A 23,907-nucleotide genomic window follows, 5' to 3' on the forward strand; every position below is an offset into this window, starting at 1 on the left:
AGGCCGTTCCTACGGTACCGTCCGTGGGGGGCCTTGTCGAAAATGATTTTCAATAAGCGATCAGGAGGTGCACGGTGTCCGCCCACTGCCAGGTGACCGGCCGGCGGCCGGGTTTCGGTAACGCGGTGTCACATTCCCATCGCCGAACCGCGCGGCGGTGGTCGCCGAACATCCAACTCAAGACGTACTACCTGCCCTCGGAGGGCCGCCGGATCCGGCTGCGGGTCAGCACCAAAGGCATCAAGGTCATCGACCGCGACGGCATCGAGGCGGTCGTCGCGCGGTTGCGCCGCGAAGGACAGCGAATCTGATGGCGCGCAACGAGATCCGTCCCCTGGTGAAACTTCGGTCCACCGCGGGCACCGGCTACACCTACATCACCCGCAAGAACCGGCGCAACGACCCCGACCGGCTGGTCTTGCGCAAGTATGACCCGGTGATCCGCCGTCACGTCGAATTCCGGGAGGAGCGCTGAGCATGGCCAAGAAATCCAAGGTCGTGAAGAATGAGCGCCGCCGCGCGATCGCGGCGCGCTACGCCGAACGCCGCGCCGAGCTCAAGGAGATCATCCGCGCACCGGCGAGCACCGCCGAGCAACGAGCGGCGGCCCAAAACGAGTTGGCCCGCCAGCCGCGCGACGCCAGCGCGGTGCGGGTGCGCAACCGCGACGCCGTCGACGGCCGACCGCGCGGCCACCTCCGCAAGTTCGGGCTGTCAAGGGTCCGGGTCCGCGAGCTGGCCCATGCCGGCCAGCTCCCGGGCGTGCGGAAGGCGAGCTGGTAATGGCCAGAAAAGTCGCGCGCCGCCGGGCCACAGCACCGGCCGGCCGCTCGCCCAAGAGGAATCTGCTCGACAGCCTCGGGTTGCGCACCGTCGACTACAAAGACACAGCGACGCTGCGGGTGTTCATCTCCGAACGCGGCAAGATCCGTTCTCGCCAGGTGACCGGTCTGTCCGTCCAACAACAACGACAGGTCGCGGCGGCCATCAAGAACGCCCGCGAAATGGCGCTCCTGCCCTATCCCGGACGGCACACGGCGCCTTGACGTCCCCACGCCGCGGCACCAATCGCCCATTCACCGTAATCGTCTGTGCCGCATGCGCCGTCGACGACCAACTGTCGGTCATCGACGAATTGCGCCCCGCCATCCGGCGCTGCCCGCATTCCATGCTGGTCTCGGCCGCCTGCATGCTCGGGCCGCTCACCTGCGCCTCTCGCCCCAGCGGGAGCGGCGTGATGGCCGTGGTCCAGCCCTGCACGAACGATCGCGTGGCCAGCGGTCCCGCCCAGTGGATCGGACCCATCGCCGACAGCGGCGCAGCCGCGGCCCTGCGCGACTGGCTCGAGCTCGGGCAATGGGAAAGCGTGCCCGCCCCAAGGCAACTGGTGCGCCATCACCGTTGGGCACGCGACTCGCGCCGCCGCAACTAGCCGTCGCGCCCCGCCGCCTTTTCGGCACCGTCGTCGCCCCAGGTGCCCGGCATCATCGGTGCCTTTGGGCCCCCGCCGAATTCGTCCCCGGCCAGCGTGGTCAAACCGGCCGCCGCGGCGACCGCCTCGCGGTCCGCGGTGCCGGCGAAGCCCAGCGCCCCAGCGCCCCGCTCGGACGCCGACGATCCGCCCCAATCGGGATCGACACCGACGTTCATGTCCATGTACTCATCGCCATAGCCGCGGTCCGTCGCACGCCTGCGCCGGCGCGCCCGGGCAGCTTTGCGGGTGCGCGCGGCCGCGGCAGCCGCGGCGGCGGCGCTATCCGGTTCCGGCGCCTTCTTTTTGGCGCTCGAGCTAGCGCTGGAGCTCATCCCAGAGCCCGTTCCCATTCCCGGAGGACCGACGACGTACGGAGGGAAGAACCCCGCTGCGGCCGGCGCCGGAACGGGCGCCGCCGGAGCGGTGGCCACCGTGGTGGCCGTGGGGGCGGGTGCCGGTGCCGGAGCCGTCGCCGGAGCTGCGACCGGCGCGACGGGAGTCGGGGCCAGGGCGATGGCGGGCGGGATGCTCGGCGTCGGCGCCGGCGGCGGTGCCGCGACTACCGCCGGGATTACCGCGGGGTGGGGTAGGGCGGCCAGGCCGGCCAACCCGGCGAAGCCGCCGACGGCAGCGAAGGGGGCCGCGGCAAGCAGGAGCGCGGGCGCCAACAACTCCGGTTGGCTGAGGAAGATCTCGAGGATGTGCGTCGGCCAGTCGAACAGGATGAGTTGCACCAGATATTGGAAGGCCAATGCCGGATTGTGCACCAGGTAGTAGCCGAACTGCTCGAAATCCTCCAAGAGTTCCAGGGCCCGCACCACCCAGAAAATCGGTTGTCCGGCGTTCGTGTAGGCGTCGTAGTCCAGCCCGTTCACCGTGCCCTGGGCGGGATCCCAGTTGATCCCGAAGTTCTTCAGGATGTTCGCGATGAATTGATTGAACGGGTTGTCGATCTTGGGGTCGTGGTCGACGTCACCCGAATCATCGCTAGACGCATCGGATTTCACGATCGGCGGTGCCGGATCGGTTTGCGGTGCCGCAGCGACGGCGGCGGTGGACACCGCCTGGTAGGTGGACATCGTGGTCGCCGCCTGGGTCCACATCCGCGCATAGTCGGCCTCGTTGACCGCGATCGGAACGGTGTTGATGCCAAAGAAATTCGTCGCCATCAACGCTCCGTGGACGACGTGGTTGGTGGCGAGTTCCGGCAGCGTCGGCATGGCCGCCAAGGCTGCGGTGTAGGCGGTCGCGGCCGCCTCGTGTTGCGTGGCGGTGACCGCGCTGTCGGCGCTGGATTTCGTCAGCCACGCCAAATACGGGGCGTGCGCGGCCACGTAGGACTCCCCGCTGGGCCCCTCCCACGCCCCCGCCTGAACCCCCGCCAGCAGGGTGGTCAATTGTTCCGCGGCGGATGCGTATTCGGCGCTCAGCTCGGACCACGCGCCCGCGGCCGCGAGCAGCGGCGCGGGCCCGGGGCCGCTACTGAGCAGCGTGGAATGCACTTCGGGCGGAGAGGCCATGAAGATCGGCGCCGTCATAGGTACTCCTCGGGCTGGAGGGCTTACCAGACTAAGGAGCTTAATGAATATGATTGTCGTTATCAACTCGGCGGGCGCCCCGCCGACGGCCGCTACACCAGCGGTCGGCCCTTCTTGATCCTGCGATCCAGATCGTGCAGCAAGACGTTGAACGGGAATCGCCGGATGAACCGCGGCAGGTACCGGTTCACCGTGGCCAACACGGCGATCAGCCTGTCGAAGCGCCGCTGCTTGGTCGCGTCCCAGGGCAGCCGCATCTCGTCGCGGAATCGTTGCGGCAAAAAGCCCGTCGTGATCATCAGCGCGAAGCCCTCCGAGAGGCGTTGCAGCGGGCCGGGCAGCTTCACCCCCCGGATGCGGTTGGCGGCGATCGGGTACAGGTACTCCCGCACGGCGTCGTCGATGTGCACGTTGGCCAGCGACTCTTCCCAATAGCGGTCGAACGCCGCCCGGTCGGCCGGCCACATCTTCGGCGGCACCTGCAACGTCGTGGCCAGCGCCATCCCCTCGCGGTAGTGGCGCTCGGCATCCTCGCCCTCGAGTTCACCGATGAACATCCGGTAGATGTCGAGGCCGCCCTTGTACAGGCAGGCCCCCACCCATAGCTGCAGCGCGGGATCGAAGGCGTTGTAGGACACCGGGCTTTCGGGCGTCGAATAGACCTGCGCGTGCGCCTTATTCACGGCTCGGCGGAAGGCATCCTTCTGGGCGTCGCTGCCGTTGGTCGCCACCGCCAGGTAGGTGAACGTGGTGCGGGCCCGCTTGAACGGGTGGCGGTCGACCCGGCCGCTTTCGACGCGGCTTTCCATGACGCCGTAGCCGACGCCGGGCTGCGCCAACTGCATGATCACGTTCGCCGGGCCCGCCAGCAGGGCGACGCCCATCAGACCCTCGTCGATGCCCAGCGCCCGGCCGCGCTTGCGCCGCTGCGGACGCGGCGGATCGGTGGCTCTGCGCTCGACGTGCCCGATCGGTGGGTGCACCGGCTCGTGAATTGCCATCGTCAGATCCTCCCGCAGCGCGGCCCGCTAATGTGCGAACGCTTGTTTCCTGATATTGTCGCGCCGCGGCGTAAGTGTCAAGATGGTCTGCATGAGCGAGACGTCCAGCACACGGCCGTATCGCGGGGTCGACGCGGCCGAGCGCCTGGCCACCCGCCGTAACCGACTACTGGCCGCGGGACTGGACCTGCTCGGCGATCAGCGGCCGGACCTCTCGGCGGTCACCGTCCGCGGCGTGTGCCGCCGCGCCGGGCTCGCCGCCCGGTACTTCTACGAGAGCTTCACCGACAAGGACGAATTCGTCTCCTGCGTCTTCGACTGGGTGGTTGCCGAGCTGGCCGCCACCACCCAGGCCGCGGTCGCCGCGGTGCCGCTCGACGAGCAGACCCGCGCGGGCATCGCCAATATCGTGCGGACCATCACCGACGACGCCCGCGTGGGCCGTCTGCTGTTCAGCATGCAGCTGGCCGATCCCGTGGTGGTGCGCAAACGCGCCGAGTCCAGCGCTCTGTTCGCGATGTTGTCCGGCCAGCACGTCGGCAACGCGCTCCAGGTACCGGCAAACGATCGCATCAAGGCCGCCGCACACTTCGTGGTCGGCGGGGTCGGGCAGACCATCAGCGCCTGGCTGGCCGGTGATGTCCGGCTCCGCCCCGACGAGCTCGTCGATCACATCGCCGCGCTGCTGGACGAGCTTGCCGAGCCAAACCTGTACCGGCTCAGCGAAACACGCGCCGAGGCCTAGCGGCGCGTGTCACGCTCACACGGGGCAGACCGTGTGCCAGCCCGTCGTGGCGGTCAGCGAGAAGTCGCTCAGCGTCTGCGAAAGCGCTTGCCGCAGCCCCTCATTCGAATTGTGGCGACCCAGCTCGTAGGCGAGGACCGAGATGAAGACCCGATCGTGCACCCGTCCCGACAGCAGCGCCAGCGCCCCGTTGGTGCGGTGCATCGTCGCCGCGGTCACGCCCGGGTAGACCGACTTCATCGCGAAATAGTCGGCGTCGGTGCCATCCGGCCGGTTGGCGGCCGGGTCGAGCGCGCCGAGATTGGACGACACCACGGTGGCGGCGCCGCCGGTGACCACGCTGAGCAATCGCCGAAACACCGGCTTCGGAATCAGGGGGACCAGCGGCAGCAACGCCCACCGCTCGTCGGGCACGTCGTGATGGCGGACCAGCGCCTGCTTGATCGCGGCGCGGATCCCACGCAGGTCGGTGGTGATGGCCGCGGGGCCCAGCGTGACGTCGACGTTGGTGACCGCGTTGGCGCGCGTGTCGCCCGGGGCGCGTTCGTTGACGGGCATGCCCACGTTGACCGAGCCGTCGGGTGCCACCCGCCCCACCCGCTGGGCGAGATGGGCGGCCAATCCGGCCAGCAGCGCGTTGCTGGTGCCGCCCAGCGCGTTTGCGCGCGCATCCCAGTCGTCGGCGCTGACGAAGATCATCTCCATCGGGAGGGTGATGCGGTCCCCCGGCGCGGCAGGCGGAGCGGGCCGCTTCCCGCGTGGCGGGGTGACGGCCGCCGTACCGTCGCGGTCCTGCCGGAGCATGCGGGCCGCGGCGCCGATGGCGCGGCCGACATCGACTGTGTCGTGCGCGCTTTGGCGCGCGTCCTCGCGCAGGGCCTGCCACCGCCGCCGGGATCCCCCGGGCGGCCAGCGGGTCTCGTCGTCGCGTCCGGAAGCCGCGTCGGCCAAGGCCTCACACAGCCCGACGCCGTCGGTGAGGCAGTGGGTGGTGACCAGGCTCACCACCGCGCCGCCGTCGTTCAGCGGGAGCATCGCCAGATGCCATCCGGGCCCGCGTTCGGCGTCCGGCCGTTTGTCAGCTTGCTCGTCCAGCCACGCATCGATGTCCTCGCGCGCCCGCGGCGTCGCGACGATCTCCAGGCCGGAGTGCTCCCCGGTCGCCACCCAGCGATGACGGCCGAACGGCAAGGCGGAGCGCTCGACCCGTCGCGACAGTCGCCCCCGGCCGAGGTGGTGGTGGAACTCGCGCAGCCCGTCGATGTCGACGGCGCGGTCGTACACCCAAACACACTGCAGCAAGCTGGTGGCTCCCGTCGCCCGCTCACCGAGAAAGAGGGTCTGGTCGGCCAGGTCCAGCACGTTGCTCATCGTTACGCCGCTTCGTGATCGTCCGTGTCCGGCGCCGGTGCGAAGGCGTCGTCCGGGTTCGCCTGGGGCGCAACCACAACCGGCTCGTCAGCGCTCGGCCGGACGATGCGTGCGAACACCTGGATCAGCGTCGCGATGTAGCGGAGCACCGACTCCCGCGCAATCGCGTTGTCCGGGAAGGACATCGTCACCGTGGTGTTCGCGGCCTGGCGGTTGATCCACATGTTGACCCCGCCGTGGGACAGACTGTCGCCGTAGGTGCCGAACTTCGTCTCCGCCCACAGCCCGTTGAGGGGGATCTTCCGGAAGTCGAGAAACGACAACATCATCGGCAGCTGGGTGGGCAGTTTGATGCCCAATTCGTCCGGTGTGGCCAGTTCCAGCACCCGCTCAACCGGCACATCGGCGAGGCGCTGAGCGTCGTCGAACGACTTCTGCGCCGCCCTGGCGGCCTGGGCGAACGTTTCGCCGGCGGTCGGCACGATGATCGGAATCAGGCTGGCGAACCAGCCCACAGTCATCGAGTCGACGCCCGCTGTCCGGGTGTCCTTGGCTGTGAATCCGTGATAGGTCTTCTTGCCGGTCAATTCGTGCTCGGCCAGGCCGGTGCAGGCCAGTACTCCCCCGATGAACCGGGCGCCGGCGGCCACGCAAGCGGCGTCGAACGACTCCGTGTCGGCCGCATCCATCAGCTCGACCGTCAACAGGTCACCTTTGGTGCTGGACCACGTATCACCAAGGGGCAGTGGGAAACTCGGCCAGTCACCGTCGGTGTCGCGGGCGAACTCGATCCAGTCCTTGATCTCCGGAGACGACAGCGTCAAGGACGCCGCCTTCTCGCGTTGGCGCGCAACGTAGTCGCGGTAGCTCCGGATCTCCGGGAGACCCGCGGGCTGGTGACCGGTCTGTGCCAGTTCCTGGTACGTCAGGTGGATGTCGAGGAAGATGAGGGCGGCGGACAACCCGTCGATGTGCAGGTGGTCGACGCTCGCGTAGAACGTGAAGTAGTCGGCGTGCTGGACGATTCCGTATGTGAAGCAGCCCCATTCGAGGGTATCGGGGGTCGTGGTCAAGGCGTGGGTGCGGACCTGGTCCGCGGTCTTGTGCCCGAGCGCCACGGGAACGAACTCGATCGCTGCGGGATCCTCGATCACCCGGCGCACGAAGGTGCCGTTGTCGTATTCGAACCAGTTGTGATAGGTGTCCTGACGACGGACGTGGGCGTTGACCGTCGCCGTCATCGCCGGAATGTCGCAGGTGCCGTGGATGTCCCACGCGACGATCATCAGGCGGGGCAACTGCCGGTTCATGGCCTTGCCTTGGAAAGAGGCCCAGAGATGTTGATTCTGTTGGTAACTCGGTGCCAGGCCGCTTCGCCGCGCGGCCCGTGCCGCTTCGCGTGCGGCGGGCGCGGCCATCCACATGGTGACCGGACCGTGTGGCGGGTGCCATTCGTTGATGTTTCCGAGTGCGACCATTTCCTCGAGTCCTTGTGCTTTGGTGCTGACGACGTTGGTGGTGCGGTGTGGGGGGTGCTGGAAGTGCGGTTGGCGCTTGGCTTTTCGCGGATCGTCGATGTGTGTCGCGCTTGAAATTTATTGACGGACTTTCGCCTGTGTGGCTGAACTACCCCGCCGCTCATACCCCCTATGTCGCTGCTGTGGACGCTAGCTGACGCAGGCGCAGATTTTGCGGTTTTGTGAAGACTCGAATTCGCCCGCGAGATCGCCGGCGGTGCAGTAACCTTTCTTGCTCCACCGGTCGTAACGGCTCCCGGCGACGTCGATTTGCGACAATTTATCGCCGATTCGGCGCTCTACGGCCTTGACTCGGGATACTGTTGTTCGGCCTCGTGCCTTGCGCGGGCCAAACCTTCACCGCCTCATGGAAACAGCGGCAGATCCCAGAGCCGCATGCCGGGACGCAGCAGCCACAGACGCATCATGGTGAGCCGCATGATGCGCATGGCGCTGAAGATCATGAAGATCGCCAACGGCACCTCGATCAGCAGCGCCGTGATCACCGACAGCCACACGTCCTTGGGGCCGGCGGTCATGAGGTCGAACCACGCATCGCAGATCAGCAGCACCCCGGTGGTGAACGCCGCAAGCACCAGCAGCTGACGGCGCAGATACCCGAGGGCGGCCGTCGTCAGCATGAACGCGACCAGCAGCACGTCGAAACCGATCCAGGTGACCGGCCAGTTGTGGGCGACGTACTTCTCGGGCAGCGTCACGGACAGATACCCCAGCCAGGGGACCATTGCCATGGAGCCGCCGATCATCAAGCTCAACCGGACGCGGCGCACGCGGGCCAGGAAGTCCGGATCGATGACGTCGCCCAGGGGCCGCTCCAGCCGGGAAATGAGGTCCCGCCGCTGCCCGGGTGTCAGTGCAGCGATCTGTTCGTCGGTCAAAATGCCGTCGGTCATACCTAGCATCCTCCGGCTTGCTCGCAGCGCGCGATCAGCGACCGGCGCCCACCCGGGGCCGGCGGTCCGCCGCCGTCCTGGGGACGGCCTGGGCGTCGCCGCTGTCGAATTCCTTCACCCAACAGGCGAACTCAAGGGTAATGCCATCGGGGTCCTGGAAGTAGAACGAGCGCACGTAGACGCCGGGATGCACGGTCGCCGACACCTGCATGGGGCTTTCGTCGTGGTTGAGCACCGGGCCGACCCGCACCCCTTTGTCCTTGAGTTGTTGGCGGTAGGCGTCGAACTTCTCGGCGGGCACGTGGAAGGCCAGGTGGTTCATCGTGCTGACCGCGCTGGTGATGTCGCCGATGCCCGGGATCGCGCCCGGCGATGAGATACCCGGCACCCGGTCGGGGGCGTCGGCGAACCAGAAGAAGGCGACGCAGTCGCCGTTGCCGGCGTCGAAGAAGAAATGCTGGCCCGCCCCGCCGGGCAGGTCGAGCGATTTGATCAGCGGCATGCCGAGGATGTTGGTGTAGAAGTCCACGGTTTTGGCCATGTCCGAACAGACCAGGGCGACATGGTTGATCCCGCCGAGTTCGAATTCCGCGTTGGTGTTGTGCGGCTTGATCATCGTGTGGCTCCCCTCGGTTCCCGGCTCGACGAGCCTGGCCAAGATCCGAATCTGAATCTAACATCAGATTTAGTTTTGGCCCAGGGAGGTGCGTAGGTGTCGACCGCGGCATCCCCTGCTGAGCGGCGCGGGCCGCCGGCGGAGCTGCCTACGCATCGCGGCAGGCGGACGCAGGCCGCGATCGATCTGGCCGCCCGCACCGTCATCGCTCGCAAGGGTGTCCTGGCCACGACCATCGCCGACATCGCCGCGGAGGCCGGCCGCTCGGCGGCCTCCTTCTACAACTACTACGAGTCCAAAGAGGCGATGGTGCGCCAATGGGCGCTGCGCTTCCGCGACGAGGCCAACCAGCGCGCGCTGTCGGTGACCGAGCACGGTGTGACCGATCGTGAGCGCGCGTACGGGGCGGCGGCGGCGCACTGGCACACTTACCGCCACCGGCTCGCCGAGATGATCAGCGTGTCACAGCTGGCGATGATCAACGACGACTTCGCGCAGTATTGGGCCGAAATTTGTGCGATACCAATTTCTTTCATCGCCGAGTCGGTCCGCCGCGCACAGGCCGAGGGCCATTGCCGCGACGACGACCCGCAGCTGATCGCCGAGGCGATCGTGGCGATGTTCAACCAGTTCTGCTACATCCAGCTCGGTTCGGCGCGTTCCGGCGAGCCCGACGACCAGGCCTGCATCCAAACCCTGGCCAACATCTATTACCGGGCCATCTACACCAATGAAGGGGACCGCTGAATTGACTCGTCGCACCGGTGCCGGAGTTATCCGCGAGTTCGTCGGACTGCCGTCGCGCACGGCCGGGCGCGCCGGCGCCGGCGGGCACCCCTGCCAGGGGCTGTATCACCGGGGGGTGGGGCGTAAACCCAAGGTGGCGATGATCGCCGCGCACTACCAGATCGACTTCTCCGAGCACTATCTCGCCGACTACATGGCCACCCGCGGAGTCGGATTTCTCGGTTGGAACACGAGGTTCCGCGGCTTCGAAAGCAGCTTCCTGCTCGACCACGCGTTGGTGGACATCGCCGTCGGGGTGCGCTGGCTACACGAGGTGCAGGGAGTCGATACCGTTGTGCTGCTGGGAAACTCCGGCGGCGGTTCGTTGATGGCCGCCTACCAGTCTCAGGCCGTCGAGCCCAACGTGACGCCGCTGGAAGGCATGCGCCCGGCAGCCGGGGTGACCGAGCTACCACCCGCCGACGGTTATGTGGCCACCGCCGCCCATCCCGGGCGACCGGAGGTGCTCACCGCCTGGATGGACGCCGCCGTCGTCGACGAGAACGATCCCGTCGCCACCGATGCCGAGCTCGACCTGTTCACCGGGCGCAACGGGCCGCCCTTTTCCCCCGAGTTTCTCGTCCGGTACCGCGACGCGCAGGTTGCGCGCAACCACGCCATCACCGACTGGGCCGAACGAGAGCTCAAACGCGTTCGCGCGGCCGGGTTTTCGGATCGGCCATTTTCCGTGATGCGCACCTGGGCCGATCCGCGCATGGTCGACGCCGGTATCGAGCCGAGCAAACGGCAACCCAACATGTGCTATGCGGGTGTGCCGGCCAAGGCGAACCGCTCGGCGCACGGCATCGCGGCGGCCTGCACGCTGCGCAACTGGCTGAGCATGTGGAGCCTGCGGGTGGCCCAGACCCGCGCCGAACCGCACCTGGCCCGCATCACCTGTCCCGCCCTGGTGATCAACGCCGAGGCCGACACCGGCGTGTTTCCCTCTGACGCGCAACGCATCTTCGACGGCCTCGCCGGCCCGGACAAAACCCAGACATCGGTCGACACCGATCACTACTTCACCACCCCGGGGGCCCGCACCGAGCAGGCCGACATCATCGCCGGATGGATCAGCAAGCGGTGGCGCTAGCAGATGCCGGCCCGCCACGAGCCCATGGTGGCGACCCGCTGCGCCCGGCATCGCCGCGCTTGCGATCGCCACGAGCTCATGGTGGCGACCCGCTGCGCCCGGCATCGCCGCGCTTGCGATCGCCACGAGCCCATGGTGGCGACCCGCTGCGCCCGGCATCGCCGCGCTTGCGATCGCCACGAGCCCATGGTGGCGACCCGCTGCGCCCGGCATCGCCGCGCTTGCGATCGCCACGAGCCCATGGTGGCGACCCGCTGCGCCCGGCATCGCCGCGCTTGCGATCGCCACGAGCCCATGGTGGCGACCCGCTGCGCCCGGCATCGCCGCGCTTGCGATCGCCACGAGCCCATGTCGTCAACCAACCGACTGGTTGTTAGCTTGGAAGGTACTTGGCCGAGACGGCGTCCTGCAGCAACGGAAGGCGACCAATGCCGATCGCAATAAATCCCGAGCATCAAGAACTGGCCGATTCCGTGCGATCGCTGGTGGCGCGCATCGCGCCGTCCGAGACGCTGCACGCGTGGATGGAGACCTCCCCGCAAACCATGGAGAACCCTCCCACGTACTGGCAGGCCGCGGCCGAGCAGGGCCTGCAGGGCGTCCATCTGGCCGAATCCGTCGGCGGGCAGGGCTTCGGCATCCTCGAGTTGGCCATCGTGCTCGCGGAATTCGGCTACGGCGCGGTGCCCGGCCCGTTCGTGCCGTCGGCGATCGCCAGCGCGTTGATCGCCGCACACGACCCGGACGCGAAGGCGCTCGCCGGGCTGGCGTCCGGCGCCGAGATCGCCGCGTACGGCCTGAACTGCTGCGCGCTGACCGCCACCCGGCAGGGCAGCTCGCTGGTGATCCGCGGCGAACTCCGCGCGGTCCCCGCCGCGGCGCAGGCGTCGCTGCTGGTGCTCCCCGTCGCGATCGACAGCGGCGAGGCGTGGGTGGTGCTGCGCGCCGAGCAGCTCGAGATCGAGCCGGTGAAAAGCCTGGACCCGTTGCGGCCCATCGCCGACGTGCGCGCCAACGCCGTCGAGGTCGGCGACGACGTCGTCTTGACGAACCTGAGCATGGGCACGGCGCACGCCCTGATGACGACGCTGCTGTCCGCCGAAGCCATCGGTGTGGCGCGCTGGGCGACCGACACCGCGTCGAACTACGCCAAGATCCGTGAGCAGTTCGGCAGGCCGATCGGCCAATTCCAGGCCATCAAGCACAAGTGCGCCGAGATGATCGCCGACACCGAGCGGGCCACCGCGGCGGTGTGGGATGCCGCCCGCGCGATCGATGAGGCCCGCGAAAACCGTTGGGACACCGAAGGTTCCCACGTCGAGTTCGCCGCCGCCGTGGCGGCGACACTGGCGCCGGCGGCCGCTCAGCGGTGCGCGCAGGATTGCATCCAGGTGCACGGCGGCATCGGCTTCACCTGGGAGCACGACGCAGGCGTCTACTACCGTCGGGCGCTGATGCTGGCCGCGTCCTTCGGCCGGAGCTCGGACTACCCGCAAAAGGTGGTCGACACCGCGACCAGCACCGGGATGCGCGCGGTCGACATCGACCTCGACCCCGACACCGAGAAGCTGCGGGCGGAGATCCGGTCCGAGGTGGCGGCGCTCAAGGATATCGAGCGCGAGCAGCGCAAGGTCGCCATCGCCGAGGGCGGCTGGGTGTTGCCGTATCTGCCCAAGCCGTGGGGGCGGGCTGCCGGGCCGGTGGAACAGATCATCATCGCCCAGGAATTCGCCTCCGGGCGGGTCAAGCGGCCACAGACCGGCATCGCCACCTGGATCGTCCCGTCGATCGTGGCGTTCGGCACCGAGGAGCAAAAGCAGCGATTCCTGCCGCCGACCTTCCGCGGCGAAATGGTGTGGTGTCAGCTGTTTTCCGAGCCCGGCGCCGGTTCGGATCTGGCCGGCCTCACCACGAAGGCCACCCGGGCCGACGGGGGCTGGCGCATCACCGGCCAAAAGATCTGGACCACCGCCGCGCAGTTCTCGCAGTGGGGCGCGCTGCTCGCGCGGACGGACCCCAGCGCGCCGAAACACAGTGGCATCACGTACTTCCTGCTGGACATGAAGAGCGAGGGCGTCGACGTCAAGCCGCTGCGCGAGCTCACCGGCAACGCGATGTTCAACACCGTTTACATCGACGACGTGTTCGTGCCCGACGAGTGCGTGCTCGGCGAAGTGAACCGGGGCTGGGAGGTCAGTCGCAACACCCTGACCGCCGAACGGGTGTCGATCGGCAGCAGTGAGGCGAATTTCCTGGCCACGCTCTCGCAGTTCGTCGAGTTCGTTCGTGACGGGCAGTTCGATCAGGTCGCGCAGCACCGTGCGGGGCAGTTGATCGCCGAGGGTCATGCGGCCAAGGTGCTGAACCTGCGCTCCACGCTGCTGACGCTGGCGGGCGGGGACGCGATGCCGTCGGCGGCGATCTCCAAGCTGCTGTCGATGCGTACCGGTCAGGGTTACGCCGAATTCGCGGTCTCCTCGTTCGGCACCGACGCCGCGATCGGCGACACCGACCAACTGCCCGGCAGATGGGGCGAGTACCTGTTGGCCAGCCGCGCGACCACGATCTACGGCGGAACGTCCGAGGTGCAGCTGAACATCATCGCCGAGCGGTTGTTGGGGCTGCCACGCGATCCGTAAACCGGGCCTGAAAAGGGCCATGCCGGCCTGACCTGAGTCAAGCCGGCATGGGTCCCCCCATACGCGGGCCGTCCATCCCGAGGGTTGGCGTGTCGTGATGGCCGGCTACCGCGCGGAGATGGTGGTCACCACCACCAGTTCACCCAGTGCTGGGGGTGGGCCCAATAGCCACCTCCGTGGCCCCAGCCGCTATTGCCCCAGCCGTTCCCCCAGCCGTTTCCCCAGCCGCCATTTCCCCGACCATCATGGCCGCCCCATCCGTGACCGCCGGGGCGGTCGGGAATGAAGCCCGGTCCGCTGTGCGGGCCGGCACTGGAGAAACTCGTGGAGGGACTCGGACCGGGCGCAGCCTGAGCCACCGGGGCGCCGCCGAACAGCAACGCGCCCGCCAGGGCCCCGGCGCCCAAAACACCTGCGGCCGCGCCGCGTAGCGATGGTGACGAGATCATCGAGAGCGCTCCTTCCAAAGACTCGATTCGATGCTTAAAACGCTAACCGGACATTTCTAAGCAAACAAGCTAATTCGGTCTATTCGCGGTGTGAATTACGCAACAAAGGCGACTTACCGCGACACCTATGAAAGGCGACATCAATCCGTATTTCCGCAATTAAATTGTCCGCGAATACTGAGCCGACGATGGATTTTCGAGAATATTCGCAGGTGATACGCCATCTACTGATATACTGCGCGCCGGGCCGTACTTACTGAAACCCGGATTTACGCCTTGCCAGATCCACTGATTCAGTGCTGAATTGTCAGCCACATATATCTGGACACCACGCGCCGTTTTATACCCGAATCAGCTATCACGCATAATTTGCTGTTTCAGCTGGACACCGAGGCGTCCAACCGCACGCAATCCGTCGACGCCCCACCCGACCCCTCCGCGGCCCGGCGACGCGACTTAGGGTGGCGTCGGTGAGAGAATCAGTATTGACACACAGGCGACGAGCGCTGATTTACTGATTCGCACTCACGGAGGAAGACACCGAAGTGAACTTCAAGCCCAGTCCCAACGGACCCGGCGCCGGATCCTTTCGCGCCCCCACCTCGGCCGGCGGCCCCGCCGGAGACGCCGCGCCGACCGAGCGCCTCAGCCTCGGGCAGCCACGCGGCCAGCGGATCACCAGCCAGCCATCGGCCAACCAGGCGGGGCGCACCCAGCGGACCCGCCGGACCGTCGACCTCGCGGCGGCCACCCACCGGGCCCTCGACATCTGGCAGCGCGAAGCCGCCGACCGGCTCGGCGTCGCCCGGGTGACCGGGCAAGAGGTGCTCACCGCGCTGATCGACCAGCTCCTGGTCGACCCCAAACTGACGGCCCAGATCACCCGGGCCATCAAAGAACGCCGCTGAGGCTAGTCGATCTCCATTTCGCGCAGCTCGCGCTTGAGGATCTTGCCAGTCGGGTTGCGCGGCAGTTCCTCGAGGAAGACGACCTCGCGCGGCACCTTGTAGCGGGCCAGATGATCACGCACGTAGTGCTTGACGGTGTCCTCGTCGAGGTCGGCGCCGTCCTTCTTCACCACGAAGGCGCGCAGGCGGTGGCCCCACTCCTTGTCGTCGACGCCGATCGCGGTGGCCTCCACGACGTCCGGGTGCCCGGTGATGAGGTCCTCGACCTCGGCCGGGAACACGTTCTCGCCGCCGGAGACGATCATTTCGTCGTCGCGACCGCTGATGTAGAGCAGACCGTTCTCGTCGAAGTAGCCGACATCGCCTGACGACAACAGCCCGTCGATGATCTGCTTCTTGCCCCCGCCGGTGTAGCCCTCGAACGGGAAGGCGTTGCCGACGAAGATGCGGCCCACCTCGCCCTGCGGGAGCTCCTTGCCGTTGTCGTCGTAGATCTTGACGCGCACGCCCTTGACGACCGGCCCGACGGTCGAGGAGTTGTATTCCAGGTGCTTGGGCTCGGCGATGGTCGCAAAGGCGATCTCGGTCGAGCCGTACATGTTGTAGATCACCGGGCCGAGGTCCTTCAGCGACCGTTCCGCGAGGTCGGCCCCGAGCGCCGAGCCCGACACGAACACGATCTTCAGGCTGGACAGGTCGGGCTTTTTGTCCATCTTCTCGACCGCTTCGAGGATCCGCGACAGCATCACCGGGACCACGACCATCGCCGTCACCTTGTACTTTTCGATGTCCTGCAGCACCAGCGGCGGCTTGAACTTGCGGCGCAGTACCAGCGTCGAGCCCAAGAACATCGCGATGGTGCCGTGCAGATAGCCCAGCGCATGGAACATCGGCGCCGGCAGTGATGTCACCTCGCCGGCCTTGAACGGGACGTGCGACAGGATTCCGCCGACCGGCGCCAGGGTCGGCGGGGTGCTGCGGTTCGCGCCCTTGGGCGTGCCGGTGGTCCCGCTGGTCAGGATGATGATCGACGCGTGCCTGGCCGCTTTGGGAGCGGGATCTTTGCTGCTGCGCTCGATCAGATCGGCCAGCGTGTCATCTGTGCTGCCGGACGGCTCGTCACTGTCGGGGTTGTTCCCCAGCGCCCGCAGCTTGCCCAGCTCCGGCGAGGCTTTGCTGACGGCCTTGGTGTACTCGTCGTCGTAGATGATCAGCTTGGCGCCCTCGCGCTCGGACACCTCTTTGATCTGCGGGCCGGAGAATTCGCTGTTGAGCAGGATGATGCGGGCGCCGACCCGCGCCGCCCCGTAGTTGGCGATCAGGAACCAGCGGGTGTTGCGGGCCAGGATGGCGATGCCGTCGCCCCCCTTGACGCCCTTGTCGATCAACCCGTTGGCCACCGCGTGCGCCGCCTCGTCGAGTTCCCGGTAGGAGAATTCGCCCTCTTCGTCGATGCACGCCGGGCGGTCGGGATGGCGCCGCGCGTTGAGGGCGGGCAGCATGCCGAACTCGCCCCATTTGTAGATGTCGGCGGCCATCGCGGCGTAGTTCTGCGGCGGCTCGATTCGGAACGCGCCCGACTCGAAGATCTTGCGCACGTAGTGCAGTTCGGCGGAGCCGCGCTCGACGTACTGGTGCAGTTTTGCTACCGCTTTAGAGGCCTGACCGGGCAGGCCGAGGAGGTTAGGCATGGAATCCACCATATGTGACGTCCGTCTCAGCTCGGCCAGAAAATTCTGGCGAATTAACATGAACTCCCATGACCCGTCCGGTTTTGCTGGAGGTGGCCGGGCGCGAGGTCACCATCACCCATCCCGACAAGGTCGTGTTCCCCCGCGCGGAGGGCCACAAAACCTCAGGCCCCCACACCAAGCTCGATCTGGTCCGCTATTACCTGTCGGTGGCCGACGGCGCGCTGCGCGGTGTGGCCGGGCGTCCCATGATCCTGAAGCGGTTCGTCAAGGGCATCTCCGAAGAGGCCGTATTTCAGAAGCGCGCGCCGGCGAACCGGCCGGACTGGGTCGACGTCGCCGAACTCCGTTACGCGCGAGGCACTTCCGCAGCGGAGGCGGTCATCCGCGACGCCGCGGGCCTGGCGTGGGCGATCAACCTGGGCTGCGTCGACCTGAACCCGCACCCGGTGCTCGCCGACGACCTCGACCACCCCGACGAACTGCGCGTCGACCTGGATCCGATGCCCGGGGTCTCCTGGCGGCGCATCGTCGACGTCGCGCTGGTGGCCCGCGAGGTGCTCGAGGACTACGGCCTGACCGCCTGGCCGAAGACATCGGGGTCGCGCGGCTTCCACATCTACGCCCGCATCGCCCCGCGCTGGGAGTTTCGCCAGGTGCGGCTGGCCGCGCAGACCGTCGCCCGGGAGGTGGAGCGGCGCGTTCCGGAGGCGGCGACCAGCCGGTGGTGGAAGGAGGAACGCGAGGGTGTGTTCGTCGACTTCAACCAGAACGCCAAGGACCGCACTGTCGCGTCGGCCTATTCGGTGCGGGCGACCCCCGACGCCCGGGTCTCGACGCCGCTGCACTGGGACGAGGTCGCCGGCTGCGCCCCCGAGGCCTTCACCATCGATACCGTGCCCGCCCGGTTCGCCGAGATCGGTGATCCCTGGGCGGGCATGGACGACGCGGTCGGCGAGCTGGACCGTCTACTGGTGCTGACCGAGGAGATGGGGCCCCCCGAGCGCGCGCCCAAAGGGTCGGGCAAGCGCGGCAGCGGAGCGGCGGGCCGGAGACAATCCAAGATGCCGCTGATCGAGATCGCCCGCACCAAGACCAAGGACGAGGCGATGGCGGCGCTGGACACCTGGCGCGACCGCTATCCCGCGGTCGCCGAGCGGCTGCAGCCGGTCGACGTCCTCGTCGACGGCATGCGCGGGCCCAGCTCGATCTGGTACCGGATCCGGATCAACCTGCAGCATGTTCCGGAGGGCCAGCGGCCACCGCAGGAAGAACTGATCGCCGACTACAGCCCTTGGGAGACGTATGGCGGCAGGCAGCGGCCCTCGAACTAGATCCCCACCCGGGTGACCGCGTTGTGCCTGCGCAGGTAGCAGTACCAGGTGACACCCAGCAGGGCGAGGAAGAACGCGATGTAGAAGCGCAGCGCCGGCTCGATGCTGCCGAACTCCGACTTCGACCACGCGTAGGCCAGCGGCACGATGAACCCGCCGAACGCGCCCACCGCCGAGATGACGCCCAACGCGCCGGCGGCCTGGCGGCGCATCTGCACCATGGTGTCGGGATCGCCGCCGGCCAGCTCGCCTTTGATCTTGAAGATCCGCGAGATCATCCGGTAGGTCGAGCCGTTGCCGATGCCGGTGGCGACGAACAAGAACATGAAGCTGGCGAAGAACATCGGCAGGTTGACCGCCCGCACCGACCACAGCGCGGCCGCCGCCCCGAGGGCGAGCAGCGCGAAGCTGGCGGCGGTGATGCGCGCCCCGCCGATCCGGTCGGCCAGCTTGCCGCCGAGGGGCCGGATCACCGATCCGATGCCCGCGCCGAGGAAGGCCCACGTCAGCGCGATGTCGCCGCGGCCGAACACCGTCTTGAGCAGGGTCGGGAAGGCGGCCGAGTAGCCGATGAAGGAGCCGAACGTGCCGATGTAGAGCAGCGACATGACCCAGGTGTCGGGGTGACGCAGCGACTGCCACACGGGCTTCACGTCCGCTTTGGCCTCGGTCAGGTTGTTCATGAATCCGAACGCGCAGACCGCGGCCACGACGGCCAGCGGCACATAGAAGAGTCCGGCGCGCGAGAGGGCCACCCCGCCGCCGGCGATGACGATCGGCGGGATGATCTTCTGCACCACGGCGACGCCGACGTTGCCGCCGGCCGCGTTCAGGCCCAGCGCCCAGCCCTTGTCCTTCTCCGGGTAGAAGAAGGAGATGTTGGCCATCGACGAGGCGAAGTTGCCGCCGCCGAAGCCGGCGGTCGCCGCGACGCCTACCAGGACCGCGAACGGGATGCCGGGATGGCTGACCGCCCAGGCCAGCAGCAGGCACGGGACCAGCAGCAGCGCCGCCGAGACGGTCGTCCAGTTGCGGCCGCCGAAGATCGGGACCGCGAAGGTGTAGGGCAGCCGCAGGAAGGCGCCGACACCGCTGGGGACGGCGACCAGGCACAGCGCCTGGCTGGCGGTCAGCGCCCACCCGGACGCGGCGGGCTGCCCGTGCGCGCCCGCGGTCATCTGCACCACCACGATGCTCCACAACATCCACACGCTGAACCCGACATGCTCGGCGAAGATCGAGAAGATCAGGTTGCGGCGCGCGATGGCCTTACCGGTCGCCGCCCAGAACTCGGGGTCTTCGGGCCGCCAGTCGTCGATCCAGTGCCGTCCCGAGGGACGCTCGCGCGTCGGCGCGGGCTGCGCTGCCGGGCTGATGGTTGTGGTCATCGGATGGGGCTCCCTTGCGGACGAGGCGCGCGGGTGAACGCGCGCCGGGCGGTGACACCTGACGCTAGAGACGCACTGTTACCGGTCCGGGTGTGCGCAGTTACGCGGGCGATACGCAGAAATCGCAACGGCCCGTGCCCGTTTGTCAGAACTCTGCAACGCGACAGTCGAGATGGGCGCGACCATCGGCATTGCGAGCCGCCCAGGGCGTCGTGTCCTGAGTGCTTGTTTGCTAATCGGGGTGATGTGACGTAGGACAGGCAGGTGAGCGAACCGGATGCGCCTGACCCGCTTCTCCGGCACCGTCATGGCTTGTCACGCCATGCGGTGCGCACCTCGCAGGAGGCCCGATTGCAGGTAGCCGGATGGGAACTGCGGTCATGAGCGATTGCGATGCCCCACGCGCGGGCGACGGATCGGGTCTGGAGCCGCCCGTCTCGCCCCGGGTGCGCAAGGCATTCAGCATCCTGGAGCGGCTGGCCCCTCGCCTGGGTGCGCGCTGGGCGATCGAACTGTGGTGCACGCCGCCCGAGACGACATCGTCTCGGATGCCGCCCGGTCTGAGCGCGAGTCAACCGGTGGAAGCGTCATGGTCCGGTCATCGAATCGTCGGCGAAGCCTGGGGACAGGGGCCGCCAGTGTACCTGGTACACGGCTGGGGCGGATGCCGCGCGCACCTCGGAGTCTTCGTCAAGCCCCTGGTGGCGGCCGGCCATCGTGTCATTGCCTTCGACCTGCCCAGCCACCAGGACTCCGAGCCGGGCGGACTGGCGCCGGGCCGCACGACGATCGCCGAGTGTGCCCGAGCGGTGCACGCCATGGTGGACGCCCACGGGCCCGCGCGGGCGATCATCGCGCATTCGCTCGGCGCCAAAGCCACCGCACTGGCGCTGTCGTGGGGCGCATCCGCCGACCGCCTGGTCTTCCTGGCACCGATGGGCGGCTTCATGTTCTATCTCGACTGGTTCGCGCAGCGACACGGCTTCGGACCACGCATCCGCGACGCCCTGCACCAGCGACTCGATCGCCGGCTGGGATTCCCACTGCTGCATTCCGACCTGATGCACCTGGCATCGTGCATCGACGGTCCGCCTCCCTTGCTGATCCTGCACGACCCGGACGACCCCGACAGTCCCTTCGCGATGAGCGAAGAGTTGGCCTCCGCGTGGCCGGGGGCGAGCCTGACCGCCACGCACGGCCTTGGGCGCCTCGCGCACTACCGCATCCTGCGCTACCCCAGGGCCGTGCGCGCCGCCGTCGAATTCGCCAGCCAGGCGGCGGCCACCGCGGCGCCGCGGCCCGACGGCATCGTTGGGGCGCAGACAGACCGCTGACACGAGTGCGGCGGATCAAGACCGGCCGCGCAGCAGACGATTTCGAAGGCTGGGTGTTCGCCGCGGCGGTGCACCTGCGCGGGCGGAACGCGATACTCTCACGCGATGCGACAGCGATGGAATCGACGAGGATTCTTGCAGCTCGCAGGGGCTTCCGGCGTCGCCGCGATCGCCGGGTCCCCGGCGCTTTCGGCCGGGTGTTCGTCGAGCAAACCGGCTCCGGGAGCCACCCCGGGCTCGGTGACGCTGACCCACCTGTTCGGTCAGACCGTCGTCAAAGAACCCCCAAAGCGCGTCGTCAGCGCCGGCTTCACCGAGCAGGACGACCTGCTCGCCGTCGGTGTGGTGCCGATCGCGGTGACCAACTGGTTCGGTGACCAGCCGTTCGCGGTCTGGCCGTGGGCCGCACCCAAGCTCGGCGGGGCTCGGCCGGCGGTGTTGAACCTGGACAACGGCATCCCGGTCGACCAGATCGCGGGCCTGAAACCGGACCTGATCGTGGCCGTCAACGCCGGCCTGGACGCCGACACCTACCAGAAGCTCTCCGCGATCGCCCCAACCGTGGCGCAATCCGGCGGGGACGCCTTCTTCGAGCCGTGGAAAGAGCAGGCCACCGCCGTCGGGCAGGCGGTGTTCCAGGCGGACCAGATGAAGTCGTTGATCGACGGCGTCGATCAGAGGTTCACCGACATCGGCAAGAAGAACCCGCAGTGGACGGGCAAGAAGGCGCTGCTGATGCACGGCGCGCTGTGGCAGGGCACCGTCGTCGCCACCATGGCGGGCTGGCGCACGGATTTCCTGAACCAGATGGGGTTGGTCATCGCCGACAGCATCAAGGCGTTCGGCACCGATCAGCGCGCCGTCATCCCGCGCGATCAGATCAAGTCGGTGCTCGATTCGGCCGACGTGGTCATCTGGACCACCCGCAACCCCGACGACCAAAAGGCGCTGCTGGCCGACCCCGAGGTGGCCGGGTCGCTGACCACCGCGCGAAACCGCCACATCTTCACCACCCCGGAACAGGCCGGCGCGATCGCCTTCGCCTCACCGCTGAGCTACCCGCTCGTCGCCGACCAGTTGCCCCCGCTGCTCACCAAAATCCTGGGCTAGCATCGCGGCTGTTTGAGCGTTTGCTAAGGCAGCTCTGGCAGTGCTCGAAAATCCCGCCGCCGCCCCTCGCACGAGCCCCGATGCCGGGGTTACCGTCGAGTAATGAGCGTGACGGACCTTAGCAGCGACCTGGCCCACGACCTGCCGACCGACCTGGCCGGCAACACCGTCCTGGACTACGGCGACCGAGCGCTGATGGTGCAATGTGGCAGTGCCGCAGAGGTTTTGGCGTGGGCGGCCGCGCTGCGCTCCGAGCCGATGCCGGGCGTCGTCGATGTTGTGCCGGCCGCGCGCACCGTGCTGGTCAAGCTGGACAACCCGCGCCGCCAGGGTGTCATCCGCCGGCGGCTGCGCACCATGCGCGTCACCGCCACGCAGCAGGCCCCGTCCGAGCGCGGCGCCGACGTGGTGATCGACGTGGTCTACGACGGTCCCGACCTCCCCGAGGTCGCCGGCCACACCGGGCTGACCATCCCGCAGGTGATCGACGCCCACACGGCCACCCCGTGGCGGGTCGGATTCTGCGGATTCGCCCCCGGTTTCGCGTATCTGGTCGGCGGCGACCCACGCCTGCGGGTGCCCCGGCGCCCCGAGCCGCGGACCGCGGTGCCGGCCGGATCCGTCGCGCTGGCCGGTGAATTCAGTGCGATCTACCCCCGGCAGTCACCCGGCGGCTGGCAACTCATCGGCCACACCGACGCGGTCATGTGGGACCTGCAACGCCCCGACCCGGCGCTGCTGATGCAGGGCATGTGGGTTCAGTTCCGAGCCGTCTAGCCATCTAGCCGTGGTGATCGCGAGCGCGGCGCGGCCGGGCGAAGCGGATCACCACCATAACCAAGGAGGCAACCGTGGCGATCCTGGAGATTCTCCGCACCGGGCCGTTCGCCGTCGTCGAAGACCTCGGCCGGCCGGGACTGGCGCACCTCGGCGTCAGCCGGTCCGGCGCAGCCGACCTGGGCGCGCACCGACTGGCCAACCGGCTCGTGGCCAACCCCGACGATCGCGCCACCGTGGAGGTGACGTTCGGCGGGTTCGCGGCCCGGGTCCGGGGCTGCGACGTCGACATCGCGGTGACGGGCGCCGACGCCGATCCGACCGTCGACGGAATCAAGTTCGGCACCAACAGCATTCAGCACGTGCGCGACGGCCAGGTGATCTCCTTGGGCGCGCCGCGTGCAGGTTTGCGGAGCTACCTCGCGGTCCGCGGCGGGATCTGTGTGGAGCCGGTGCTGGGCTCGCGCAGCTATGACGTCATGTCGGCCATCGGCCCGGCGCCCCTGCAGGCTGGAGACCGGCTGCCGATCGGCGAGCACACCGCGGACTACCCCGAGCTGGACCAGGCGCCGGTGGCGGCCATCACCGGCACCGTCGTCGAGCTGTCCGTGGTGCCCGGGCCGCGCGATGACTGGTTCCTCGATCCCGATGCGCTGGTGCGCACCGCGTGGGTGGCGTCCGATCGCAGCGACCGGGTCGGAACGCGGTTGGTCGGCCGCCCCCTGCAATGCCTGCACCCGGACCGGCAGCTCCCCAGCGAGGGCGCCACCCGCGGTGCAATCCAGGTGCCGCCCAACGGATTACCGGTGATCCTGGGTCCGGATCATCCCGTCACCGGTGGCTACCCGGTGGTGGGCGTGGTGGTCGACGGGGACGTCGACAAGATCGCCCAGGTGCGGCCCGGCCAATCGGTGCGACTGCACTGGGCGCGGCCACGGATTCCGGTCGGCGCAGTGGCCGGCGCCGGCGCAGCGAGTTGGCCGTTCGGCTGATGCAAGTCCGGCTGTAAAACAGCTCACAACGGCGCGCGCACCGGCGTGAGATCACTTGGCGGCGGTCGATATTCGCGCACTCGCCCCCTTCAGGGACTTACCAGACAACTGGTAATCAACTAACAGCCCATATCGGCCGATTCCGGTTGACCCGCTCGCGTCCTAGATGTGAGCATCGGAGCCTACGGCGGGGAATGCCCCTTCACGCTGGGCGCCCACACGCGTCGCCG

General features: G+C 68.1%; 24 protein-coding genes. 15 read left to right on the plus strand and 9 right to left on the minus strand.

Going from position 1 to position 23,907, the window contains the following annotated elements:
• Positions 1-74: 74 nt before the first annotated feature.
• Genes rpmB through ACZ50Z_RS20485 form a run of 5 tightly spaced genes read left to right on the plus strand, consistent with a single transcriptional unit; the run spans position 75 to position 1,432 of the window.
• Entirely contained in the window at positions 75-311 is a 237-nt protein-coding gene (rpmB, locus tag ACZ50Z_RS20465) for a 50S ribosomal protein L28 (RefSeq protein ID WP_464485177.1), read from the plus strand.
• Entirely contained in the window at positions 311-475 is a 165-nt protein-coding gene (gene rpmG / locus ACZ50Z_RS20470) for a 50S ribosomal protein L33 (protein ID WP_003873955.1), read from the plus strand. Before rpmB ends, rpmG begins: the two co-directional genes overlap by 1 nt.
• Before the next feature lie 2 nt (positions 476-477).
• Complete coding sequence (gene rpsN / locus ACZ50Z_RS20475) at positions 478-783, plus strand: 30S ribosomal protein S14 (protein WP_464485178.1); 306 nt, start codon at positions 478-480, stop codon at positions 781-783.
• Positions 783-1,046, plus strand: a complete 264-nt coding sequence (rpsR, locus tag ACZ50Z_RS20480; RefSeq protein ID WP_009952527.1) for a 30S ribosomal protein S18 — start codon at positions 783-785, stop codon at positions 1,044-1,046. Before rpsN ends, rpsR begins: the two co-directional genes overlap by 1 nt.
• Positions 1,043-1,432: a hypothetical protein gene (locus ACZ50Z_RS20485; protein ID WP_464485179.1), complete on the plus strand. Its 390-nt coding sequence runs from the start codon at positions 1,043-1,045 to the stop codon at positions 1,430-1,432. The genes rpsR and ACZ50Z_RS20485 overlap by 4 nt, the downstream gene beginning before the upstream one ends.
• Here ACZ50Z_RS20485 and ACZ50Z_RS20490 read toward each other — a convergent pair.
• Together ACZ50Z_RS20490 and ACZ50Z_RS20495 are read right to left on the minus strand one after the other, a co-directional pair.
• Positions 1,429-3,012 (minus strand): PPE domain-containing protein, encoded by a 1,584-nt coding sequence (locus ACZ50Z_RS20490; protein WP_464485180.1) that lies wholly within the window; start codon positions 3,010-3,012, stop codon positions 1,429-1,431. The two genes, ACZ50Z_RS20485 and ACZ50Z_RS20490, sit on opposite strands and share 4 nt — an antisense overlap.
• A 92-nt stretch (positions 3,013-3,104) precedes the next feature.
• Positions 3,105-4,013 carry an oxygenase MpaB family protein gene (locus ACZ50Z_RS20495; protein WP_464485181.1) on the minus strand — a complete coding sequence of 303 codons (909 nt, stop codon included), beginning with the start codon at positions 4,011-4,013 and terminating at the stop codon, positions 3,105-3,107.
• An 82-nt stretch (positions 4,014-4,095) separates the two neighbouring features.
• Between ACZ50Z_RS20495 and ACZ50Z_RS20500 the strand changes: the two genes are divergently transcribed.
• Positions 4,096-4,758 (plus strand): TetR/AcrR family transcriptional regulator, encoded by a 663-nt coding sequence (locus tag ACZ50Z_RS20500; RefSeq protein ID WP_464485182.1) that lies wholly within the window; start codon positions 4,096-4,098, stop codon positions 4,756-4,758.
• Positions 4,759-4,773: 15 nt separating this feature from the next.
• Here ACZ50Z_RS20500 and ACZ50Z_RS20505 read toward each other — a convergent pair whose 3' ends face one another.
• The 4 genes from ACZ50Z_RS20505 to ACZ50Z_RS20520 form a co-directional block, all read right to left on the minus strand.
• Positions 4,774-6,129 (minus strand): hypothetical protein, encoded by a 1,356-nt coding sequence (locus ACZ50Z_RS20505; RefSeq protein ID WP_464485183.1) that lies wholly within the window; start codon positions 6,127-6,129, stop codon positions 4,774-4,776.
• A 2-nt stretch (positions 6,130-6,131) separates the two neighbouring features.
• Positions 6,132-7,607 carry a condensation domain-containing protein gene (locus ACZ50Z_RS20510; protein ID WP_464485184.1) on the minus strand — a complete coding sequence of 492 codons (1,476 nt, stop codon included), beginning with the start codon at positions 7,605-7,607 and terminating at the stop codon, positions 6,132-6,134.
• A gap of 404 nt (positions 7,608-8,011) precedes the next feature.
• Positions 8,012-8,560, minus strand: a complete 549-nt coding sequence (locus ACZ50Z_RS20515) for a hypothetical protein (protein ID WP_464485185.1) — start codon at positions 8,558-8,560, stop codon at positions 8,012-8,014.
• 34 nt (positions 8,561-8,594) lie between these two features.
• Positions 8,595-9,176 (minus strand): VOC family protein, encoded by a 582-nt coding sequence (locus ACZ50Z_RS20520; RefSeq protein ID WP_464486330.1) that lies wholly within the window; start codon positions 9,174-9,176, stop codon positions 8,595-8,597.
• 96 nt (positions 9,177-9,272) lie between these two features.
• On the opposite strand from ACZ50Z_RS20520, the gene ACZ50Z_RS20525 reads away from it, so the two are divergent.
• The 3 genes from ACZ50Z_RS20525 to ACZ50Z_RS20535 all read left to right on the plus strand — a co-directional run bounded on the left by ACZ50Z_RS20525 (position 9,273) and on the right by ACZ50Z_RS20535 (position 13,694).
• The gene (locus tag ACZ50Z_RS20525; protein WP_464485186.1) at positions 9,273-9,923 is read left to right on the plus strand and encodes a TetR/AcrR family transcriptional regulator; all 651 of its coding nucleotides are present in this window, start codon (positions 9,273-9,275) and stop codon (positions 9,921-9,923) included.
• Positions 9,907-11,055 carry an alpha/beta hydrolase family protein gene (locus tag ACZ50Z_RS20530; protein ID WP_464485187.1) on the plus strand — a complete coding sequence of 383 codons (1,149 nt, stop codon included), beginning with the start codon at positions 9,907-9,909 and terminating at the stop codon, positions 11,053-11,055. Before ACZ50Z_RS20525 ends, ACZ50Z_RS20530 begins: the two co-directional genes overlap by 17 nt.
• Before the next feature lie 428 nt (positions 11,056-11,483).
• Positions 11,484-13,694: an acyl-CoA dehydrogenase gene (locus ACZ50Z_RS20535; RefSeq protein WP_464485188.1), complete on the plus strand. Its 2,211-nt coding sequence runs from the start codon at positions 11,484-11,486 to the stop codon at positions 13,692-13,694.
• Between the two features lie 125 nt (positions 13,695-13,819).
• Here ACZ50Z_RS20535 and ACZ50Z_RS20540 read toward each other — a convergent pair whose 3' ends face one another.
• Positions 13,820-14,143, minus strand: coding sequence for a hypothetical protein (locus ACZ50Z_RS20540; RefSeq protein WP_464485189.1), 324 nt, complete (start codon positions 14,141-14,143; stop codon positions 13,820-13,822).
• A gap of 545 nt (positions 14,144-14,688) precedes the next feature.
• Here ACZ50Z_RS20540 and ACZ50Z_RS20545 point away from each other — a divergent pair.
• The gene (locus ACZ50Z_RS20545) at positions 14,689-15,051 is read left to right on the plus strand and encodes an ATPase (protein ID WP_464485190.1); all 363 of its coding nucleotides are present in this window, start codon (positions 14,689-14,691) and stop codon (positions 15,049-15,051) included.
• A 2-nt stretch (positions 15,052-15,053) separates the two neighbouring features.
• Here the strand turns inward: ACZ50Z_RS20545 and fadD2 are convergent, their stop codons facing one another.
• Positions 15,054-16,742 (minus strand): long-chain-fatty-acid--CoA ligase FadD2, encoded by a 1,689-nt coding sequence (gene fadD2 / locus ACZ50Z_RS20550; protein WP_464485191.1) that lies wholly within the window; start codon positions 16,740-16,742, stop codon positions 15,054-15,056.
• A gap of 68 nt (positions 16,743-16,810) precedes the next feature.
• Here fadD2 and ACZ50Z_RS20555 point away from each other — a divergent pair, with 68 nt between their 5' ends.
• A complete protein-coding gene (locus ACZ50Z_RS20555; protein WP_464485192.1) occupies positions 16,811-18,076 on the plus strand; it encodes a DNA polymerase domain-containing protein in 1,266 nt (421 codons plus the stop codon).
• Here the strand turns inward: ACZ50Z_RS20555 and ACZ50Z_RS20560 are convergent.
• The gene (locus ACZ50Z_RS20560; RefSeq protein WP_464485193.1) at positions 18,073-19,464 is read right to left on the minus strand and encodes an MFS transporter; all 1,392 of its coding nucleotides are present in this window, start codon (positions 19,462-19,464) and stop codon (positions 18,073-18,075) included. The genes ACZ50Z_RS20555 and ACZ50Z_RS20560 overlap by 4 nt on opposite strands.
• A 380-nt stretch (positions 19,465-19,844) precedes the next feature.
• Here ACZ50Z_RS20560 and ACZ50Z_RS20565 point away from each other — a divergent pair, with 380 nt between their 5' ends.
• From ACZ50Z_RS20565 to ACZ50Z_RS20580, 4 genes are all read left to right on the plus strand, one after another.
• Positions 19,845-20,798: an alpha/beta fold hydrolase gene (locus ACZ50Z_RS20565; RefSeq protein WP_464485194.1), complete on the plus strand. Its 954-nt coding sequence runs from the start codon at positions 19,845-19,847 to the stop codon at positions 20,796-20,798.
• 105 nt (positions 20,799-20,903) lie between these two features.
• Positions 20,904-21,908 (plus strand): ABC transporter substrate-binding protein, encoded by a 1,005-nt coding sequence (locus tag ACZ50Z_RS20570; RefSeq protein ID WP_464485195.1) that lies wholly within the window; start codon positions 20,904-20,906, stop codon positions 21,906-21,908.
• 102 nt (positions 21,909-22,010) lie between these two features.
• Entirely contained in the window at positions 22,011-22,685 is a 675-nt protein-coding gene (locus ACZ50Z_RS20575) for a 5-oxoprolinase subunit B family protein (protein WP_464485196.1), read from the plus strand.
• A 74-nt stretch (positions 22,686-22,759) separates the two neighbouring features.
• Complete coding sequence (locus ACZ50Z_RS20580; RefSeq protein ID WP_464485197.1) at positions 22,760-23,677, plus strand: 5-oxoprolinase/urea amidolyase family protein; 918 nt, start codon at positions 22,760-22,762, stop codon at positions 23,675-23,677.
• The last annotated feature ends 230 nt before the right edge of the window (positions 23,678-23,907 follow it).

This window comes from Mycobacterium sp. NTMscope_MAC_269 (assembly GCF_976985695.1).

Excerpts from the sequence above, each read along its gene's own strand:
- rpsR (WP_009952527.1), top strand. The coding sequence starts at position 783 with ATGGCCAGAAAAGTCGCGCGCCGCCGGGCCACAGCACCGGCCGGCCGC.
- ACZ50Z_RS20540 (WP_464485189.1), bottom strand. The coding sequence starts at position 14,143 with ATGATCTCGTCACCATCGCTACGCGGCGCGGCCGCAGGTGTTTTGGGC.
- ACZ50Z_RS20510 (WP_464485184.1), bottom strand. The coding sequence starts at position 7,607 with ATGGTCGCACTCGGAAACATCAACGAATGGCACCCGCCACACGGTCCG.
- ACZ50Z_RS20535 (WP_464485188.1), top strand. The coding sequence starts at position 11,484 with ATGCCGATCGCAATAAATCCCGAGCATCAAGAACTGGCCGATTCCGTG.
- ACZ50Z_RS20495 (WP_464485181.1), bottom strand. The coding sequence starts at position 4,013 with ATGGCAATTCACGAGCCGGTGCACCCACCGATCGGGCACGTCGAGCGC.
- ACZ50Z_RS20490 (WP_464485180.1), bottom strand. The coding sequence starts at position 3,012 with ATGACGGCGCCGATCTTCATGGCCTCTCCGCCCGAAGTGCATTCCACG.
- rpmG (WP_003873955.1), top strand. The coding sequence starts at position 311 with ATGGCGCGCAACGAGATCCGTCCCCTGGTGAAACTTCGGTCCACCGCG.
- ACZ50Z_RS20530 (WP_464485187.1), top strand. The coding sequence starts at position 9,907 with ATGAAGGGGACCGCTGAATTGACTCGTCGCACCGGTGCCGGAGTTATC.
- rpsN (WP_464485178.1), top strand. The coding sequence starts at position 478 with ATGGCCAAGAAATCCAAGGTCGTGAAGAATGAGCGCCGCCGCGCGATC.
- ACZ50Z_RS20570 (WP_464485195.1), top strand. The coding sequence starts at position 20,904 with ATGCGACAGCGATGGAATCGACGAGGATTCTTGCAGCTCGCAGGGGCT.
- ACZ50Z_RS20560 (WP_464485193.1), bottom strand. The coding sequence starts at position 19,464 with ATGACCACAACCATCAGCCCGGCAGCGCAGCCCGCGCCGACGCGCGAG.
- ACZ50Z_RS20500 (WP_464485182.1), top strand. The coding sequence starts at position 4,096 with ATGGTCTGCATGAGCGAGACGTCCAGCACACGGCCGTATCGCGGGGTC.
- ACZ50Z_RS20520 (WP_464486330.1), bottom strand. The coding sequence starts at position 9,176 with ATGATCAAGCCGCACAACACCAACGCGGAATTCGAACTCGGCGGGATC.
- fadD2 (WP_464485191.1), bottom strand. The coding sequence starts at position 16,742 with ATGCCTAACCTCCTCGGCCTGCCCGGTCAGGCCTCTAAAGCGGTAGCA.
- ACZ50Z_RS20505 (WP_464485183.1), bottom strand. The coding sequence starts at position 6,129 with ATGAGCAACGTGCTGGACCTGGCCGACCAGACCCTCTTTCTCGGTGAG.
- ACZ50Z_RS20515 (WP_464485185.1), bottom strand. The coding sequence starts at position 8,560 with ATGACCGACGGCATTTTGACCGACGAACAGATCGCTGCACTGACACCC.
- ACZ50Z_RS20575 (WP_464485196.1), top strand. The coding sequence starts at position 22,011 with ATGAGCGTGACGGACCTTAGCAGCGACCTGGCCCACGACCTGCCGACC.
- ACZ50Z_RS20555 (WP_464485192.1), top strand. The coding sequence starts at position 16,811 with ATGACCCGTCCGGTTTTGCTGGAGGTGGCCGGGCGCGAGGTCACCATC.
- ACZ50Z_RS20565 (WP_464485194.1), top strand. The coding sequence starts at position 19,845 with ATGAGCGATTGCGATGCCCCACGCGCGGGCGACGGATCGGGTCTGGAG.